We start from the raw sequence: 16956 nt of genomic DNA, 5'->3' as shown, positions 1-16956 counted from the left end.
CACTTTGAAGAAATTTTGGTTGTTCAAAACCATCTCGATATTTTAAATCTAGCACACCATCTGCCAATTTTATTGAATTTCCCAAAGGATCAACATCACAGATTCTCACAACAATATCTGTATCAGGGCAATCACAGGAAACATATAGTTTGACTTTAAAATCTCCAGTAATTGTGATGGGATGATTTAAAATATCTGTTGAAAAGGTGAGAACATCTTTTCTTTTTTCTTCATGAATGTAATTTTCTGGAACTTCCAGTTCATTCTCTGATACATCAATGATGTGCTTTGCAGGATTATCAGGATCATAACAATACATACTCCAGCCATTTTTGAAAGGTTGATTTTCAATCAAATGTCCACTTCCACATGCCAAAGTATTTCCATTGGCTTTGTCATCAGAATCTTGTAGATAGAGCTTCACTCTATGATTTGAAACAGGCCATGTTGAAGCAGTTTTCCATCTATTTTCATGCAATGTATAATATTCAACAGGTGCTCCTTCTTCAATACCATTATGAACCCCTTTCACAAATCGATCTAACCATAACATACATTGTAAATCAATATCATATCTTAAAGCATTCTCTCCCATATCAACATGATGTAAGTCATATTCAGCATTCCCGTTATGTTTCCATGCTCCTATGATGGCTTTCCATGTTTTCGGTTTCCATGATTTAACTAAACGTAGAGCCTGTGTTGTTCCCATACCATTATCATCAAACCAACCAGATATAATAAGAGCAGGGACTTGATAACCACCACTTCTTTTTTCCCAATCCATTGTATTCCAAAAATCATCCATATTCTCATGTTTTAACCAGCGATTAAGAAAATCAATAGGCTTCCCTAAAGCCACTTCAGGAATTTTAGAAATAGGTCGTATTTTCATTAAATAATCCCAATCCTGAGTCATGTTCTCTGGTAAAAATGTTTTTTGTGCCATCGCAAATGCCCATGCCAACATCCCAGAATTGAAACATCCTCCACGTCTTGGTATATCCACAAAAGCACTTCCAGAACACATAAAACTAACGATACCTTTAAGATGCACATTTCGGCTACATAAAGCTGCCCATTGTACATAACCTAAATAAGAAGCTCCTATCATTCCTACACAACCATCACTCCAGCTTTGTGAAGCAATCCAATTCAGTGTATCATTAGCATCTTCTACTTCATAGTACGATGGCATCCATTCGCCTTGACTTTCTTCTCTACCACGAACATCTTGTATAACAACTGCATATCCTCTTTGAATAAATCGCCAATATTGAAAATAACCTTGTTTCTTTCCATAAGGAGTACGAACGAGTATCGTTGGAAATTGACTTTGATTTTTATTTACTGGCAAATAGACATCAGTTGCTAGAGAGATATGATCTTTTGTTTGTACATCAAATGTTTTTGCTTTTTGAACAGGAAAAACATTGACTTTTGAATAAGTCAAACCTTCCCATTGTTTTAATATCGTCCTTTTTTCATATCCATTTTTTACTAATATACAAACCATATCCCTTGCTGCCATCAAAACAGCATATATACCTGTTTGATCAAAACATAAATCCATTGGATAGAGTTTATGTCTTTGAATATAGACATTATGTTCTTTTAATTGAAACTGTTCGTTCCATGATGTTTGAAACTGTTTTGCACCACTAAAAATCTTTTCTTCATAATCTTTTTTTCGCTTAAAAAAAGACAAAATATCTCGATGACATATTTTTTTCAAGTTTTCACTTTCAGATTCGCTAAATAACGTCTTTTCTTGCCATTTTCCTGAATAGACATCAAGCTTTGAAATCATGATTTTTACATCTTCTTGAAAAAACTTATCATATAAAATGCCAGACACATAAAAGTTCCATTGTTCCATAAACACCATCCCCTTTAATAAAAATATAATTCATTTTCATCTCTAAAATAATAGATAATCTTATGTATATTTATTTCTTTAATTAATAATATTCTATTCTTAACAAGATAAACTGTCAATAAAATACAATTTTCCATTAATATGTTGATTCTTCATTTCTTTATCCATTAAAATAAGAGCTTGTATCTATTTTTTTATTTTCAATGATTAATAAGAATACAACAACAGATTTTATTTGTTTTCATCACATATTTTAGATATAATGGTAAAGAAAGGGTGAGCAATTTGGAGCATTTCTATCAATCAATGTTAGCCTACATAAGACAACGTCCTCGTTTAGAAAAAACCATTCTTTTTCTAACAGAATACTGTCCTTATATTACTTTCATGATCTATCCATGTGTATTGATCAACTTATGGTTAACGCATAATCCTCACTTTATAGAAGCGATATTAAGACCATGTATTGCTTTTATTATTGTGACGATTTTTAGAAAAATAGTGAATCGCCCTCGTCCTTATGACCACATGGATATCAAACCCTTAAAAGGACATAAACATGGTGAATCATTTCCCAGTCGCCATAGTGTCAGTGCCTGTATTATTGCATTGATTTGTTTTTATGCGAATACATATATTGGTATCTTTGCTTGTATAATCGCAATCATTGTGAGTCTTACTCGTATTTTCAGTGGAGTGCATCATATCAGTGATGTTTTTGCAGCAATTATTATTGCAATTCTATGTTTTATAATTGACTTTCATTAAAAATAATTTATACTATACTTAAAATATTTTAAGTATTTATAAGGAGGTCTTATGCTCAGTCAAGAATTTCAAGCTGTTTATAATATTTTTAAAATGAATTTTTATGCATCTATGTGTGCAGCATCTAAAGAGCTTACGATGCAAGAAGCATTTAGCTTAGATATTATCTATATGTTAGGTGAACCTACTATTTTAGAGTATGCAAAATATATGGGGATTTCACAACCCAATGCAACGTATAAAATCAATCAATTGGTTGATAAAGGATATTTAATTAAAACGGTCAGTCAAGAGGATAAGCGTTCTTATCATTTAAAAGTCACAGCGAAGTTTTTAGAGTTTTATCGTGAAAATGACCGTTATATTAAGAGTGCTTTAAGAAAGATTGAAAAACTTTTCAGCAAAGAAGAAATTAAATCCTTAGAAAAAATGCTTCATACAATTAGAATCTTGATGACGGAGGAAAAAAAATGATTAAAATTATTACTGATTCTACTTCAGATATTGATTTAGAATACGCTAAAGAATTAAACATTGAAGTCGTTCCATTAAAAGTTATTATCGATGGAAAAGAATATAAAGATCGCATTGATTTACAACCTGATCAATTTTATGATTTGTTAGTGAATAGTGATACATTACCTTCAACATCACAACCTTCACCACAAGATTTTGCTGATCTTTATGAAACAGCAAAAGATAACAAGGATAGTGTTATTGTGATAACATTATCTAGCACAATTAGCGGAACATATCAAAGTGCTAATCTTGCTAAAGACTTAGTAGAATATGATGATATTTATGTGATTGATAGCTTAGGAACAACGCAAATGCAACGTTTACTTGTTTTAAAAGCTGTCGCTTTAAGAGATGAAGGAATGGTAGCTCAGGATATTTATACATTCTTAGAAGAATATAAGCATCGTATTCGTCTATATGCCTTTGTGGATACTTTGGAATATTTATACAAAGGTGGGCGTTTATCCAAAACAGCTGCTACAGCTGGAACACTTTTGAAATTTAAACCTATTATAGGTTTTGATGATGGAAAATTAGAAATGTTTGCTAAGGCAAGAGGAGCACAAAAAGCAACTGCAAAAATTATAGACTTGATTCAACAAAATGGTGAAATGGACTTAAATGAACCTATCTGTATTGGTTATAATGGTTCAACTGATGGTTTAGACAAGTTTGAAAATACTTTAAGAGAAGCTTTCCATTTTGGTGAAACTTTACATGGTGTTATTGGTCCAGTCATTGGAACACATGCGGGACCTGGAGCTCGTTTAATTACTTATGTTGTGAAAAAATAATGTTTAAAAGAAATTGATGATAACATACTATATGTATGATCATCAATTTTTTATTTTTTGAAAGCACTTTTTTATACTCAATATATTAAGCCTAGTCAACGTTTTGACTATGCTAAAGTTGAATTGGGTGATAAATATGATTAGTTATAAACCATTGTATGAAACAATGTATAAGCAAGGCATTACAGAGTATGCTCTCATCTATAAAGAAGGAATTTCTGCTAATACAATGTATAGAATTAAACAAGGGAAAGCCATCACAACCAAAACAATTGACACCCTTTGTTTTATATTACACTGTCGTGTAGAAGATATTATTCAATATGTTGAAAATTTAAAAAAAGATGTATGCTGATTGTCATACATCTTTGATTACAACGTAAGTTTTCACTCTTTTATCCAATGAAATATTTATTCAATTCACTTTAGATCAACAATATGCCTTTTATCCTGCTATTATTTTGACATAAAAGGTCCTTTTTCGTGGTCCATCAAACTCACATAAATAAATACCTTGCCATGTTCCTAATATGATTCTTCCTTGATGAATAATAAAAGTTTGACTGGCATTAAAAATTGTTGATTTCATATGAGCATGGGAATTTCCTTCAAAATGATGATAATCTGAATGATACGTTGGAAAAGCACGTTCAAAACCTGCCAGCATATCTCTTACAACATCCGGATCAGCATTTTCATTGACTGTAATTCCTGCTGTTGTATGTGGCGTATAAACAACAACTATACCTTCTTGTATTTGAGATTGTTGAACATCTTTTTTGACTGTTGCTGTGATGTCATGCATTTCCATACGTTTTGAAAATTGATAATGATGTGTTACTAACATAAAATCACCTCTATAGATCTTTGATATACCATTTATCACAGGCATAATGGGGTCCTTTGATAAGTGGTTGATCTAACAGTTGAAAACCATTTTTAAGATAAAAACGATTGGCTGCAATCATATTGGAAAATGTTTCTAAATAACACTGATAATAATATTGTCTGGCAAACTCTAAAGATTGATTCAAAAGTTCTTGAGCAATCCCAGTGCCTCTCACCTCACTATAACAATACATTTTCTGTAATTCACAGATTCCTTCTATTCCATCTAGAGGACCTATCCCACATCCTCCTACCACATGATTATCTTTTATAACAACTAAATATTGTTTATTTTTAGGTTGATATACTTGATAAAACTGTCCTAAATCTTTATCTTCCCATGCACAACCCGGTTTATTACCACCAAATTCAATTAAACAATCTCGAATGAGTTTTTCAACTTCTAAATTATCTTTTTCTTTAATCAATCGTATCTTCATGAGCAGGTATAACCTTTTTTAAACGTTTTTCAAAATCACGACGTGAAAACATAACAATAGCGCCACATCCTAAGCATTTAATTTTAATGTCCGCACCCATACGAATAATTTTCCATTGATTAGATTTTTTACATGGATGTTGTTTCTTCATTTCTACAATATCATTCAAATTATACTCCATTTTTCAGTTCCTCCCTTTGTAAATATGCCTGATAAGTATTCTCCATTAACATGGCTATGGTCATAGGGCCTACTCCTCCCGGTACTGGTGTAATATATGAAACAATATCTTTTACATCTTCATAATCCACATCACCACATAATTTATGATTTTCATCACGATTAATACCGACATCTAAAACAACAGCCCCTTGTTTTATATAATCTTTATTAAAAAAACGAGGTTTTCCAATAGCTGCAATTAAAACATCTGCTCGTTTGCATAAATCCGGTAAATTCTTTGTACGAGAATGAGCAATCGTTACTGTCGCATGTTTATGTAAACATAACAGGGCTACAGGTTTTCCAACAATATTACTACGCCCTACAACAACAACTTCTTTACCTGTTAAATCATAGTGAATCTCATCTAATAAAACCATCATTCCTTTTGGTGTACATGGGACAAGTCCTTTTTCACCTAAAACAAGTTTTGCGACATTTGATGGATGAAACCCATCAACATCTTTACAAGGATCAATTGTATTTAAAATACAATCTTCATCAATATGAGAAGGTAGAGGTAATTGAACCAATATACCATCAACTTTATCATCTTGATTCAATGATTGAATGATTCGAACTAATTCTTCTTGAGATGTCTGTTCATCCAATCTTATAATATCTGAAAGCATACCGACATAAGCACAGGCTTTATCTTTATTACGCACATATGTTTGACTAGCTTGATCTTCACCAACTAAAATAACTGTTAATTTCGGTATTCTTTTCCCTTGTTCTTTTAATTCATCTATTTTCATTTTTAATGCATCTTTTCTTTTTTGTGATATTAATTTTCCATCTATATTCATATCTACCACTCCCTTATATGAATTATATCAAAATAAAATCACTTGTAAACAAAAAGAGGAAGACGAATTCCTCTATTGAACAATTGGAGTCTGTGGTTGTTGATTTGTTGAAGGTTGTGTTTGAGGAGAGGATTCCTGAGTAGAATTATCAGCAGGTGCTTCAGGTACAGGTTGAATTGGGGTAACTTCTACAGGCTTTGTACCTCTTTTGACGACTTTATCACGTTTTTTATAGACACTATAAGCTTCTTTCTTTGAAGAAATCAAATTTCCGTTTTTATCGTAGACATAACGATATGATTGTGCTTTTGCTCCAGTGTAGCCACTTGTCTGAACTTTTTCTTTTCCAAGCTCTAATGTTGGATCATCAATATATTGAGTTTGAAAAGGTGTAGAAGATAATTTTTGACTTGTGATTTTTACATATGTTCCATCAACATCTGTTCCTAAAATCTTACAATACAGACGACTACCACTATAAGACATTTCTATTTTGATAGGGTAATCTCTGTTATTCTTAAATTTGAAGTCAGGTCCACCCCAAGAAACAGTCGCATCTCTACCAATGGGTACATAACTAGATACATAGCTATGATTAGATCTTAAAGTGACTTCTAAATTAGAAAGCAACACTGCATTATATAATGTGGAAGATGATTGACAGATACCTCCACCCACTTCATTAACTGTTTCTCCATCTCGATAAGCTCCAGCTGCTCCAAATCCTCTGGCTGTGGTACGTTGTCCAACTTGTTTGTTGAATGAAAATTCTTCTCCCGGCAATAAGATAGAATTACATTTTATTCCTGCTAAACGGACATTATTCTTTCTAACAGATGAACCACTGACATATGTGGAATAACTTCCTAAAACATCTTTAAATAAATTCTCTTTTAAATCTTCAGTAGAAATATCTGGTTGCGTAATCTTAGCTGAAACTTCAAAAGTTTCTCCTTCTTTTGTTTTTAAAAAGACTTCTTGAGCTTTCTCTAAATCATATGCAACCCCCACTTTAGCATCAACAATAGCGTAATCATTATTTTTATCTAAAGTCGCATTTTTAGCTTCTGTCGCTAATTCTTTATATATTGATTGCATTTCATTGTCTTCTAGATGTGTTTGTTCTAAGTGACACTGTATTTCTTTTTGAAAATCATAATCTTTAAAAGCTTGTTGAATTTGTTGAATCACTAATTTTTCAGTTGTTCTTTCACCATTATGCCCTTTTTTAAAAATAATTTTCTGCTTCCCTAATTCATAAGTTGTCTTTTGTGCTGTGTCATAATTAAGAATTTGACTCTTTTGAATAGCTTCTTTCATTTGATTCTCACTTTGAATCGTTACAGGAATAACAAAATCATGATTCATTAAATAATCATATCCTCTTGTTAAAAAGTTTCCTTTATTTTTAATAATCTTTTCCACACCCTTTTTAGCATCAAAAGATACATTTCCTGTGAAATCAATCGTATAAGTTTGATCTTTAGCTTTCATTTTTATCAATAATTTTTCTGTATCATCTTCAAATTGTTGATTTAAAGTTTCAATAGCTTTTGACTGAGTTAGCTGTCCAACCTTTATACCATTAATTGTTGTATTAGAAACAAAATCCCCTGTTCCTGCCATAATACATAAAATAAGATATATAGTTAATAATACACATATCATTCCAGCTGGAATCATTACTTTTTTATTTTTTAACCATTTTTTATATTTCATAGTCTTATTTTCTCCTATAGATTCTACTCACATATCATAAACTTCTTTGATGCTTCTTGCAAGATGGAGATATAAAAAAATAGTCGTATTTTTTCGACTATTTTTGCTTATTAATAATATGTCTGGCAATTAATATACCATTTGCTCCAGCTTGAGCAAGTCCTCTTGTTAAACCAGCACCATCACCACCAACATACAATCCATCTATTTCACTTTCAAATCCTTCTCTTACTTTAGGTCTAGCTGAATAGAATTTGGCTTCTACACCATAAAGCAAAGTATGTTCATTGGCAATTCCAGGTGTAACATGATCTAAAGCTTCAATCATTTCAATAATTGATTTCATCGTATTATATGGTAATACCAATCCTAAATCTCCCGGTACAGCTTCTGGTAGGGTTGGAACAGTATATCCTTCCTTTAAACGTTTGGCTGTTGTACGACGACCTCTTTTAATATCCCCATATCTTTGCACAATAATACTTCCATGTGATAACATGTTTGCTAATCTAGCTACTTCATGTGCAAATTCATTAGGTTCATTAAACGGTTCACTAAAGACATGGGATACAAGCAAAGCAAAGTTTGTATTAGGACTTCCTAGTTTTGGATCATGGTACGCATGTCCATTGGCTAACATTGTTCCAGAATGATTCTCAATAACAACATGCCCACTTGGATTAGAACAGAATGTTCTGACTTTTGTTCCTACAGAAGCATTATATACAAATTTTCCTTCATATAAATTTTGATTAATTTCATCCATAACAATATTACTTGTTTCAACTCTGACCCCAATATCCACTTGATTGTTATAGAGTTCAAGTCCTTGATGTTTAAACACTTTCGCAAGCCATGTTGATCCATCACGTCCTGGTGCCAAAACAACATGAGGGGCATAGATTTCTTCACCATTTTCTAAGATAATTCCCTTAACATGACGATCTTCTACTATAATATCTTTAACAGCTGTTTTAAAAGCTATATCAATATGTTCTTTTAATTCATTTGACATTTCTGTCATAATTCTTAAATTTTCTTCTGTTCCTAAATGTCTTACTTTGGCACGTAATAATTTTAATCCAACCGCATATCCACGTTTTTCAATTTCTCTTACTTTATCTGTTGTTGGATCTGTAATTTCACGTGTTGCTCCATGTTTTAAATACAATTCATCAACATAATGAATCACATCTTCAACTTCCTGATTATCTAAATAATCTGTCAGCCATCCACCAAATTCACTTGTAATATTAAATTTCCCATCAGAATAAGCGCCTGCTCCTCCAAACCCTGAAGTAATCGAACATGCAGGTAAACATCCTGGTTCATTTTCTTTAATTTGTGGACAACTTTTAATTTTCTTATCTTTAATTGGACAATGTCTATACATCACATCATGTCCTTTATCAATAAGTAAGACTTTTAATTCTGGATTTTTTAAATACAATTCATAACTTGTCATAATTCCTGCTGGTCCAGCCCCAACAATAATGACATCATAATTCTTTTGCATAAAAAAACGCCTCATTTCTGGGGCATTATTAAATAATCCTCGTTTATTATATTCATAAAATCAATACATTGTCAATACAATAAAATGGATTAAAAAATGTTATGAATTGATAAAACTTTTTTCACTATATCAAAAACAATGCGACAATAACAGGAATAGTGATAATTGAAAGTAAGGTTGTCATAAAAACAGTTTTCGCAGCTAAAGCGACATCTTTTTGATATTCTGTCGCAAATAAAACAGCTATATTGCCTACTGGCATTGCAATCATGATTAAGGATACACCTAAAATAAGAGGATCTTGGATAAAGAAACTTAAAACTGGATAAGCAATGATGGGAATAATGATTTGTTTTAAAATGGTAAAAGGATAAACTCTGATTTCATTGAAAACTTCTTTTAATGGAATCGTTGCGAGTGTTGAACCAATCAACATCATTGCAATTGGTGTAGTAATATCTCCTACCATCGTTATTGTTGAAGCGATGACATCGGGTACCTGTATCTCTGTTAAATAAATCAATAAAGCAATCAAAGATGATATGACTCCTGGTGAAAGTAACTGTCTGGCATTCATCTTAATTTTTTCTGTAGAATGATAATTCATAAAAACAATACCTACAGTAAAGACTAATAAATTAAATAACATATTAAAAATAGCAGTCAAAAAAACAGCTTCGTTACCAAAAATAGATTTCATTACTGGAAATCCCATAAATCCAATATTAGAAAACATAGTCATAAAGATATATAAGCCTTGCTGATGCGTTGGTACTTTTATTATTTTTACAATAATAAAACCAAGTATTGGTAAAACAATAAAGATAATGACACCCACAATAAAAACAAAAGCAATCTTTGAAATATCTTTTTCTAAAGTCGTTGATAAAACAGAAGATACAATTAAAGCTGGTGTTGTGACTGATAATAGTAAACTTGTTAAACGTTTATTAAATTCCACATCAAGAATCTTGATTTTTAATAAACCATACCCCAGTGCAATCACTAGAAATAATTGTATCATCTGTAAAATAATAACTTGTAAATCCACACTTATCCTCTTAATCCATGAGCTTGTCTTTCCATATTTTCAACAACAATGTCATAGATTTCACCAAGTGTTGCTGCATATTCTAAAACAAGCCATGGCTCATTTGTATGATAGTGAATCTTGATAAGTTCATCATCCCCTACTGCCAATAAACAGTCCCCTTGAAAATGTTCTGTAATATAATCATGAATTTCATCTTCGTTTAAATTCTTACCTTCAATAAGTAATTGTGTATCAAATTTATATTCTAACATCGTTATTCTCCTTCAAACAAACATGCTCCATTTGTTTCAATGACTTTCTTATACCAATCAAATGATTTCTTTTTATATCGTTTATATGTTCCATTTCCTAAATCATCACAATCGACATAGATGAATCCATAGCGTTTACTCATCTGTTTTGTTGATTCACTTACTAAATCTATACATCCCCAAGACGTATATCCCATCAAATCAACACCATCTATTTCTATCGCATTCAACATTTCCTTAAAATGTGCTGCAAAATAATCTATACGATATTGATCATCCACTGTTCCATCAATAAGTTCATCTTTTGCTCCTAAACCATTTTCTACGATAAATAATGGTTTTCTATAACGATCATATAAATCCACCAAAGATACTCTTAATCCAATAGGATCAATTTGCCATCCCCACTCAGATGAAGGAATGTATGGATTTTTAATGGCTGTCATTGTATTAGCAGCTGTTTTCTTTAATCCTTGATCATCTTTCGCAACACAGCTAGATGAATAATAACTAAATGATACAAAGTCTACTGGATATTTTTTCATGATATCCAAATCTCCATCTTCCACCTGAATATGAATACCTTCATTCTTGAATTTCGCAAGAAGATATGCTGGATATTCTCCAAATACTTGTGTATCACTATAACAATATGTACTTCTCATATCCTGTTGTGCCTGTAATACATCTTCTGGTTTACATGTATATGGATAATATGTAAGCTTTGTCAACATACATCCTACCTTTGATCCTGGTATTGTTTCATGACATATTTTCGTAGCTAAGGCAGAAGCTACAAACTGATGATGCATCGCCTGAAAAATCACTTCTTGAAAGTTTCTTCCTGGAAATCTGTCTTCGACAAGTCCTCCTGTTGTATAAGGATGTCTAATCATTGAATCAACTTCATTGAATGTCAGCCAATATTTGACCTTATCCTTATATCTTTCACAGATGACCTTAACATATCTGACAAACATATCTACGACTTCTCTTGATGCCCATCCATCATAATTTAAAACAATATTGATTGGTGGTTCATAATGTGACATTGTCACTAATGGTTCTATTCCATATTTCAAACATTCATCAAAAATATCATCATAGAATTTCAATCCTTCTTCATTTGGTTCTAAATCATCTCCATTAGGGAAGATTCTAGACCATGCAATGGACATTCTATAAACTTTAAATCCCATCTGGGCAAATAGTTGAATATCTTCTTTATAATGATGATAACCGTCAGAGCCATGTCTTTTGGGATATAATGACTCATCAGTTGATTGTAATGCTTCTTCAATATCTTTTGTTGTAATGGCATTTTGTGCTTTATAATCTTGCACATCTACATCTAAATGATGCCTGGCACAGTCAGAAACACTGATTCCTTTTCCTCCCTCGTTCCATCCACCTTCATATTGGTTGGCAGCAGTTGCTCCACCCCATAAAAATCCTTCTGGAAATTGTCTTACCATGTTTTCTCCTCCTCTTTCTTCTATTATACATCATTCCATTTCATCATGTCTTTATTTTCAAAAAAAGAAAGATGAGAAAAAAAGTACATCTTTACAATGTACTTAATGAAACATATCTTTTTTCATAAAAATAAATGTAGCCACACCACACGCAATTAACGCTATCAAAGTTGGTACCCACCATACAGGTCCAGGTAATCCAGTAACATTCATTCCATAAAAACTAAAAACGATATTTGGAATAGCCATCACAATTGTAATCACAGTTAATACCTTCATTACAATATTTAAATTATTAGAAATAACAGAAGCAAAGGCATCCATTGTTCCAGATAAAATATTTGAATAAATATTACACATTTCAATAGCCTGATGAATCTCAACCAGTACGTCCTCTAATAAATCTTGATCATCCTCATATAATTTGATTAATTTTCCACGCATGATTTTATTTAATGTTATTTCATCAGTTTTTAAAGAAGTTGAAAAATAAACCAATGATTTTTCTAATCCCAACATTTGTATTAATTCTTTATTTTGCATTGATCGATGAAGTTTATGCTCAGTTAATGAAGATAAGCGATCAATTTGGCGTAAATAAATCAAATATCTTTGAGAAATCCTTAATAACAATTTCAATAAAAATCTTGTTTTCATTTCTGTATGAATACCTTTGACTTTCCCTGTAGCCATATCTTCAATGTTTAAATTTTCATATAGAGAAATTGTAATAATATATCCTTTCATTAAAACAATACCTAAAGGTAATGTTGTATACTGTAAAGTCATTTTATCATATTTACCTTCAGTTTCTTCGGCACTTGGATAATCGACAATGACTAATGTTTGATTATAGTCATCATCAAAATCAATATGTGAACTTTCTTCTTCATCCAAAGATGCCTGTACAAATTCAGGAACAACGTCTAAATTTTCAATCAAAAAATTTTTTTCTTCTTCAGTAGGTGAAATGACATTAATCCAGCATCCTGTTTCCAATGCTTCAATTTTTTTTGTTTCAGTTCCAAAAGTCTTGTAAAATTCTATCATTTTAATCCTCCTATTCTATAACAGGAGAATTTTTATTATGCCTCCTGTTATGTTTTGTTTAATATTGAAATTCGTTTCTTCATCCGGCTCCGGAGACATAATAACACCTTCTTTCTTTTCCCATGCCATTATAACACAAAATATGAGAGATAGAAGCCTTAGAAAGGTAATTTTTTTGTTTTTTTAACAAAAAAAGATTTAAATTAAAAGTTTACTTTCAACTTAAATCTTATTATTCTTAAATCCAATCCGTTCCATCTTCTCTTTTTAAAATATAACGAATCATTTCAAACATTTCTTCTTTGGATTTTGATTTAACAATGAAAACATGATTACCCATTGCAGCACTTAAAGCCGCAGGAACATCTGTTTCTAAAGCAATTTGATCTCCATACTTTTCTCTAATCTGATCATAATTGTACATATACCAGATTCCCTCTCTACGACCAGTGTAAGCTACCCAATATTCACGATGAATATCATAGAAACATTCATTATATTTGATCATATCTGCCCATATCGTATATACATCAACGTTATAAGCATAATTAATCATATCTGGCATATAAGCACCTGGTGCTCTCATATTCACTTCTAAGCCTACAATATCACCCTTTTTACCAAGACCTTCTTTATCTTCATCTAATCTAAAGAACTCAAAATGATAGAAACGACTTCTTGTATCAAAAGCTTCTACAACTTTTTTTCCTATTTCATATAAATCCAATCCTTCAACAGGCTGTGAATAGAATGCAGTATCACTCAATTCATTGACATTATCCATGATAGAATTCAGCATCACATGAGATGAACAAATCAAAATATTTTTTTCTTTATCAGTAACTCCATCAAAAGTTTCTACATGCCCTGGCACCATTTCCTCAATAATAAATTGAATATAAGGTGGTTTTGTCGCAAAGAAATAATCTAACTCATCATCACTTTTCAATTTATATGTTGAACTTGCCCCAACACCATTATCGGGTTTAACAATGACTGGATATCCAACTCTATTTGCAAAAGCTTTAGTTGCTAGATAGTCATCTACTTTACGATATCGTGCGGTTGGAATTCCTACAGATTTATAAACATCTTTCATTTTTGATTTATATTTCATTGGTGAAAGATCTTGAATCTTTGTTCCAGTTGTCACATTAAACTCATTTCTTAATGTTGCTTCTAATTCCAGCCAGTATTCATTTTGAGATTCAATCCAATCAATCTTTCCATAATGCCATGTAAAATATGCACAAGCTCTATATACACTTTCATAATCTTCCAAATCATCAACACGATAATATTCTGTTAAGGCAAGTTTTGTATGATATGGCAGATTTTCATAATTCTCATCGCCTATTCCTAATACACGAACTCCTCTGACTTTTAAACGATCACAAAAGTTATAGAAATATGCCGGAAAATTTGGCGAAATAAAGATCACGTTCATATTAGATCACCCTTTCTACAAAATATGGGAATTGTACTTGCCACCAATCCCAATCATGATTCACATCATATCCCCAAAAATCAATCCATGCAGGAATATCTTTATATTCAAGAAGTTCTTTCATACGTGATGTACTTCTAATCATATCATCTTCCCATGCCCCTTGCCCACAGCATAATACAATATGGCATTGACGATACATATCAACATAAGGATGGTCATAACTCATTCCATTTAAATATTGTACGGGTGAGTTACGATATAAAATATCATCATGATAATCACCAAAGAATAAATCACTATCATAATAGCCACTCAAAGCAATTGTTCCTTTAAAAATATCAGGTCTTCTAAACATAAAATTAGCGGCATGAGATGCCCCCATTGAGCAACCTGTTGTATAAATACCTTCAGCATAATTTCCATTATTTCCATAAGAATTGATTTCAAATATTCTTGGTACCAATTCATTAACAATATAATAGAAATATTGTTCAATCATATAAGTGCGATGGCGATTATCTCCCCCTTCAGCAGACCAAGATTCCTGATCAATGCTATCACAGCAGAAAAGCTGAATTCTTCCCTCATCAATAAGATGTTCAACAGTATGAACCATTCCGTTATTTTCAAAATCAAAGAATCTTCCGTTTTGTGATGGAAACACTAATATTGGTGTTCCAGCATGTCCATAAACTTTAAATTCCATATCACGCAATAAACAATCACTATATTCTTTAAACCATTCTGTTTTCATATTCTCCCTCCTATCCTAAAACATATTGAACAAAAGCATCAACTTGTTCCATATTTTCAAAACGTGCAGTATACGTAAAATTCCCCATTGCTCCACTTAGAATATCTGGCATTCTTTCACACATAACTAAATCGAAATGGTATTGAGATATAATATCTTCATGACTATGTGTGTAAGTTATACCATCCCTTCTTCCACAATATACACAATGATATGGACGATGATGATCATATTCACTATATCCTTTAGTTACCATATCTGCATAAATTTGATAGACATCTATGTCATTTGCAAAATTCATCATATCAGGAGTATATCCCCCTGGTGTACGTAAATTCACTTCTAAACCAATAATATCTCCCTTTTTCCCTAATCCTTCTTTATCTTCTAGAAGTTTAAAAAATTCCATATGGAAACATCTTCCTGCTGTATAAAAGGCTTTAACACAAGCATGTCCTGCCTGTTTTAAATCATATGGAATTTCCCTTAATGAGTAATAATACATACTGCTTTGATCATTAACAACATCCATTATTGGATTTGGGAAAACATGTGATGTTTCAAAAATAATATCTTTGTCAAGATTAGCAATACCATCGTATGAAATAATGAGCCCATTCACAAATTCTTCCATAATGTATTGTGTAACATGTTCTTCTTGATAAAAATTTTCTAATTCATCTTGATTAGAAATTTTATAAGTTTTAGCTGCTCCTACGCCATTATCAGGTTTCACTACAACTGGATAACCTACTTTTTCAATAAATTGTAGACCTTCATCCAAATTAGTAACAAGGTGATAACGTGCAGTCTTGACACCTGCTTCTTCATAAAATTTCTTCATTTTTGATTTGCATTTAATATCTTCAATATGATTCGTATGAATACCTGTTGTAATATTAAAATCTGTACGTAATTTAGCATCTTGTTCCAACCAGTATTCATTATTTGATTCTAGCCAGTCAATATGTCCATAATGAAAAATAAAATATCCCATTGCTTTTATCATTTCATCATAATTTTCCATTGAATAAACTTGATAATAATCATCAATAGAATTCTTTAATTCTTCGCTTAATTGATCATATGGAGTATCTGCAATTGCTAAAACAGTAACACCATTTAATTTTAAGCGATTACAAAATTGATAAAAATTTTTTGGAAAACTTGGTGATATGTATACAAAATTCATAAAATAAAATTCCCCCTTTTTATATCCTTTTTTCTATTATATCATAATAAATAAAAAAAAGAATAAAAAAAAGGACGGAACCAGAAGAAGACTGGACCGTCATGTGAACTGGCAGCGTGCTATTGTCGCAGTTGCCCACTATCTTCGCCGCTATGATGCTTAACTTCTGTGTTCGG

The 16956-nt window shown here is 31.6% G+C and carries 18 protein-coding genes; 4 read left to right on the top strand and 14 right to left on the bottom strand.

The window, feature by feature from the left end; genetic code table 11:
* Nucleotides 1–1879, bottom strand: a 1879-nt coding sequence (locus B5E75_RS12645; protein WP_087359826.1) for a CocE/NonD family hydrolase, incomplete at its 3' end; no start/stop codon positions are given.
* Nucleotides 1880–2164: 285 nt separating this feature from the next.
* Between B5E75_RS12645 and B5E75_RS12640 the strand changes: the two genes are divergently transcribed.
* From B5E75_RS12640 to B5E75_RS12625, 4 genes are all read left to right on the top strand, one after another.
* Complete coding sequence (locus B5E75_RS12640; RefSeq protein ID WP_087359823.1) at nt 2165–2647, top strand: phosphatase PAP2 family protein; 483 nt, start codon at nt 2165–2167, stop codon at nt 2645–2647.
* Between the two features lie 51 nt (nt 2648–2698).
* Nucleotides 2699–3121, top strand: a complete 423-nt coding sequence (locus B5E75_RS12635) for a MarR family transcriptional regulator (protein ID WP_087359821.1) — start codon at nt 2699–2701, stop codon at nt 3119–3121.
* Nucleotides 3118–3960, top strand: a complete 843-nt coding sequence (locus tag B5E75_RS12630; protein WP_087359819.1) for a DegV family protein — start codon at nt 3118–3120, stop codon at nt 3958–3960. The genes B5E75_RS12635 and B5E75_RS12630 overlap by 4 nt, the downstream gene beginning before the upstream one ends.
* Nucleotides 3961–4096: 136 nt before the next feature.
* Nucleotides 4097–4315, top strand: coding sequence for a helix-turn-helix domain-containing protein (locus B5E75_RS12625; RefSeq protein ID WP_087359816.1), 219 nt, complete (start codon nt 4097–4099; stop codon nt 4313–4315).
* A gap of 90 nt (nt 4316–4405) precedes the next feature.
* Here the strand turns inward: B5E75_RS12625 and B5E75_RS12620 are convergent, their stop codons facing one another.
* The 13 genes from B5E75_RS12620 to B5E75_RS12560 all read right to left on the bottom strand — a co-directional run bounded on the left by B5E75_RS12620 (nt 4406) and on the right by B5E75_RS12560 (nt 16780).
* Nucleotides 4406–4807 (bottom strand): secondary thiamine-phosphate synthase enzyme YjbQ, encoded by a 402-nt coding sequence (locus B5E75_RS12620; RefSeq protein WP_087359813.1) that lies wholly within the window; start codon nt 4805–4807, stop codon nt 4406–4408.
* A 10-nt stretch (nt 4808–4817) separates the two neighbouring features.
* Nucleotides 4818–5288, bottom strand: a complete 471-nt coding sequence (locus B5E75_RS12615; protein WP_087359810.1) for a GNAT family N-acetyltransferase — start codon at nt 5286–5288, stop codon at nt 4818–4820.
* The gene (locus B5E75_RS12610) at nt 5269–5469 is read right to left on the bottom strand and encodes a DUF951 domain-containing protein (RefSeq protein WP_087359807.1); all 201 of its coding nucleotides are present in this window, start codon (nt 5467–5469) and stop codon (nt 5269–5271) included. The genes B5E75_RS12615 and B5E75_RS12610 overlap by 20 nt, the downstream gene beginning before the upstream one ends.
* On the bottom strand, nt 5459–6319 hold the full coding sequence (folD, locus tag B5E75_RS12605) for a bifunctional methylenetetrahydrofolate dehydrogenase/methenyltetrahydrofolate cyclohydrolase FolD (RefSeq protein ID WP_087359804.1): 861 nt from the start codon (nt 6317–6319) through the stop codon (nt 5459–5461). Before folD ends, B5E75_RS12610 begins: the two co-directional genes overlap by 11 nt.
* Before the next feature lie 72 nt (nt 6320–6391).
* Nucleotides 6392–8038 (bottom strand): VanW family protein, encoded by a 1647-nt coding sequence (locus B5E75_RS12600; RefSeq protein WP_087359801.1) that lies wholly within the window; start codon nt 8036–8038, stop codon nt 6392–6394.
* A gap of 97 nt (nt 8039–8135) precedes the next feature.
* Complete coding sequence (locus B5E75_RS12595) at nt 8136–9554, bottom strand: NAD(P)/FAD-dependent oxidoreductase (RefSeq protein ID WP_087359797.1); 1419 nt, start codon at nt 9552–9554, stop codon at nt 8136–8138.
* A 124-nt stretch (nt 9555–9678) separates the two neighbouring features.
* A complete protein-coding gene (locus B5E75_RS12590) occupies nt 9679–10605 on the bottom strand; it encodes an AEC family transporter (protein ID WP_087359794.1) in 927 nt (308 codons plus the stop codon).
* Nucleotides 10606–10607: 2 nt separating this feature from the next.
* Nucleotides 10608–10859, bottom strand: coding sequence for a kinase to dihydroxyacetone kinase (locus B5E75_RS12585; protein ID WP_087359791.1), 252 nt, complete (start codon nt 10857–10859; stop codon nt 10608–10610).
* 2 nt (nt 10860–10861) lie between these two features.
* Nucleotides 10862–12334, bottom strand: a complete 1473-nt coding sequence (locus B5E75_RS12580; protein WP_087359788.1) for a glycoside hydrolase family 1 protein — start codon at nt 12332–12334, stop codon at nt 10862–10864.
* A 102-nt stretch (nt 12335–12436) separates the two neighbouring features.
* On the bottom strand, nt 12437–13384 hold the full coding sequence (locus tag B5E75_RS12575) for a magnesium transporter CorA family protein (protein ID WP_087359785.1): 948 nt from the start codon (nt 13382–13384) through the stop codon (nt 12437–12439).
* 238 nt (nt 13385–13622) lie between these two features.
* Complete coding sequence (locus B5E75_RS12570; RefSeq protein WP_087359782.1) at nt 13623–14831, bottom strand: ATP-grasp domain-containing protein; 1209 nt, start codon at nt 14829–14831, stop codon at nt 13623–13625.
* A gap of 1 nt (nt 14832) precedes the next feature.
* Nucleotides 14833–15588: an esterase family protein gene (locus tag B5E75_RS12565; protein WP_087359779.1), complete on the bottom strand. Its 756-nt coding sequence runs from the start codon at nt 15586–15588 to the stop codon at nt 14833–14835.
* Nucleotides 15589–15598: 10 nt separating this feature from the next.
* Entirely contained in the window at nt 15599–16780 is a 1182-nt protein-coding gene (locus B5E75_RS12560) for an ATP-grasp domain-containing protein (protein WP_087359776.1), read from the bottom strand.
* Nucleotides 16781–16956 lie beyond the last annotated feature (176 nt).

The sequence above is a fragment of the Massiliimicrobium timonense genome, assembly GCF_002160865.1.
In the GTDB taxonomy this organism is placed as follows: domain Bacteria; phylum Bacillota_I; class Bacilli_A; order Erysipelotrichales; family Coprobacillaceae; genus Allocoprobacillus.
The sequence above is the reverse complement of the archived record's forward strand: the minus strand, read 5'-3'. Positions and strand labels throughout refer to the sequence as shown.

Excerpts from the sequence above, each read along its gene's own strand:
- B5E75_RS12635 (WP_087359821.1), top strand. The coding sequence starts at position 2,699 with ATGCTCAGTCAAGAATTTCAAGCTGTTTATAATATTTTTAAAATGAAT.
- B5E75_RS12630 (WP_087359819.1), top strand. The coding sequence starts at position 3,118 with ATGATTAAAATTATTACTGATTCTACTTCAGATATTGATTTAGAATAC.
- B5E75_RS12625 (WP_087359816.1), top strand. The coding sequence starts at position 4,097 with ATGATTAGTTATAAACCATTGTATGAAACAATGTATAAGCAAGGCATT.
- B5E75_RS12620 (WP_087359813.1), bottom strand. The coding sequence starts at position 4,807 with ATGTTAGTAACACATCATTATCAATTTTCAAAACGTATGGAAATGCAT.
- B5E75_RS12615 (WP_087359810.1), bottom strand. The coding sequence starts at position 5,288 with ATGAAGATACGATTGATTAAAGAAAAAGATAATTTAGAAGTTGAAAAA.
- B5E75_RS12610 (WP_087359807.1), bottom strand. The coding sequence starts at position 5,469 with ATGGAGTATAATTTGAATGATATTGTAGAAATGAAGAAACAACATCCA.
- folD (WP_087359804.1), bottom strand. The coding sequence starts at position 6,319 with ATGAATATAGATGGAAAATTAATATCACAAAAAAGAAAAGATGCATTA.
- B5E75_RS12600 (WP_087359801.1), bottom strand. The coding sequence starts at position 8,038 with ATGAAATATAAAAAATGGTTAAAAAATAAAAAAGTAATGATTCCAGCT.
- B5E75_RS12595 (WP_087359797.1), bottom strand. The coding sequence starts at position 9,554 with ATGCAAAAGAATTATGATGTCATTATTGTTGGGGCTGGACCAGCAGGA.
- B5E75_RS12585 (WP_087359791.1), bottom strand. The coding sequence starts at position 10,859 with ATGTTAGAATATAAATTTGATACACAATTACTTATTGAAGGTAAGAAT.
- B5E75_RS12580 (WP_087359788.1), bottom strand. The coding sequence starts at position 12,334 with ATGGTAAGACAATTTCCAGAAGGATTTTTATGGGGTGGAGCAACTGCT.
- B5E75_RS12575 (WP_087359785.1), bottom strand. The coding sequence starts at position 13,384 with ATGATAGAATTTTACAAGACTTTTGGAACTGAAACAAAAAAAATTGAA.
- B5E75_RS12570 (WP_087359782.1), bottom strand. The coding sequence starts at position 14,831 with ATGAACGTGATCTTTATTTCGCCAAATTTTCCGGCATATTTCTATAAC.
- B5E75_RS12565 (WP_087359779.1), bottom strand. The coding sequence starts at position 15,588 with ATGAAAACAGAATGGTTTAAAGAATATAGTGATTGTTTATTGCGTGAT.
- B5E75_RS12560 (WP_087359776.1), bottom strand. The coding sequence starts at position 16,780 with ATGAATTTTGTATACATATCACCAAGTTTTCCAAAAAATTTTTATCAA.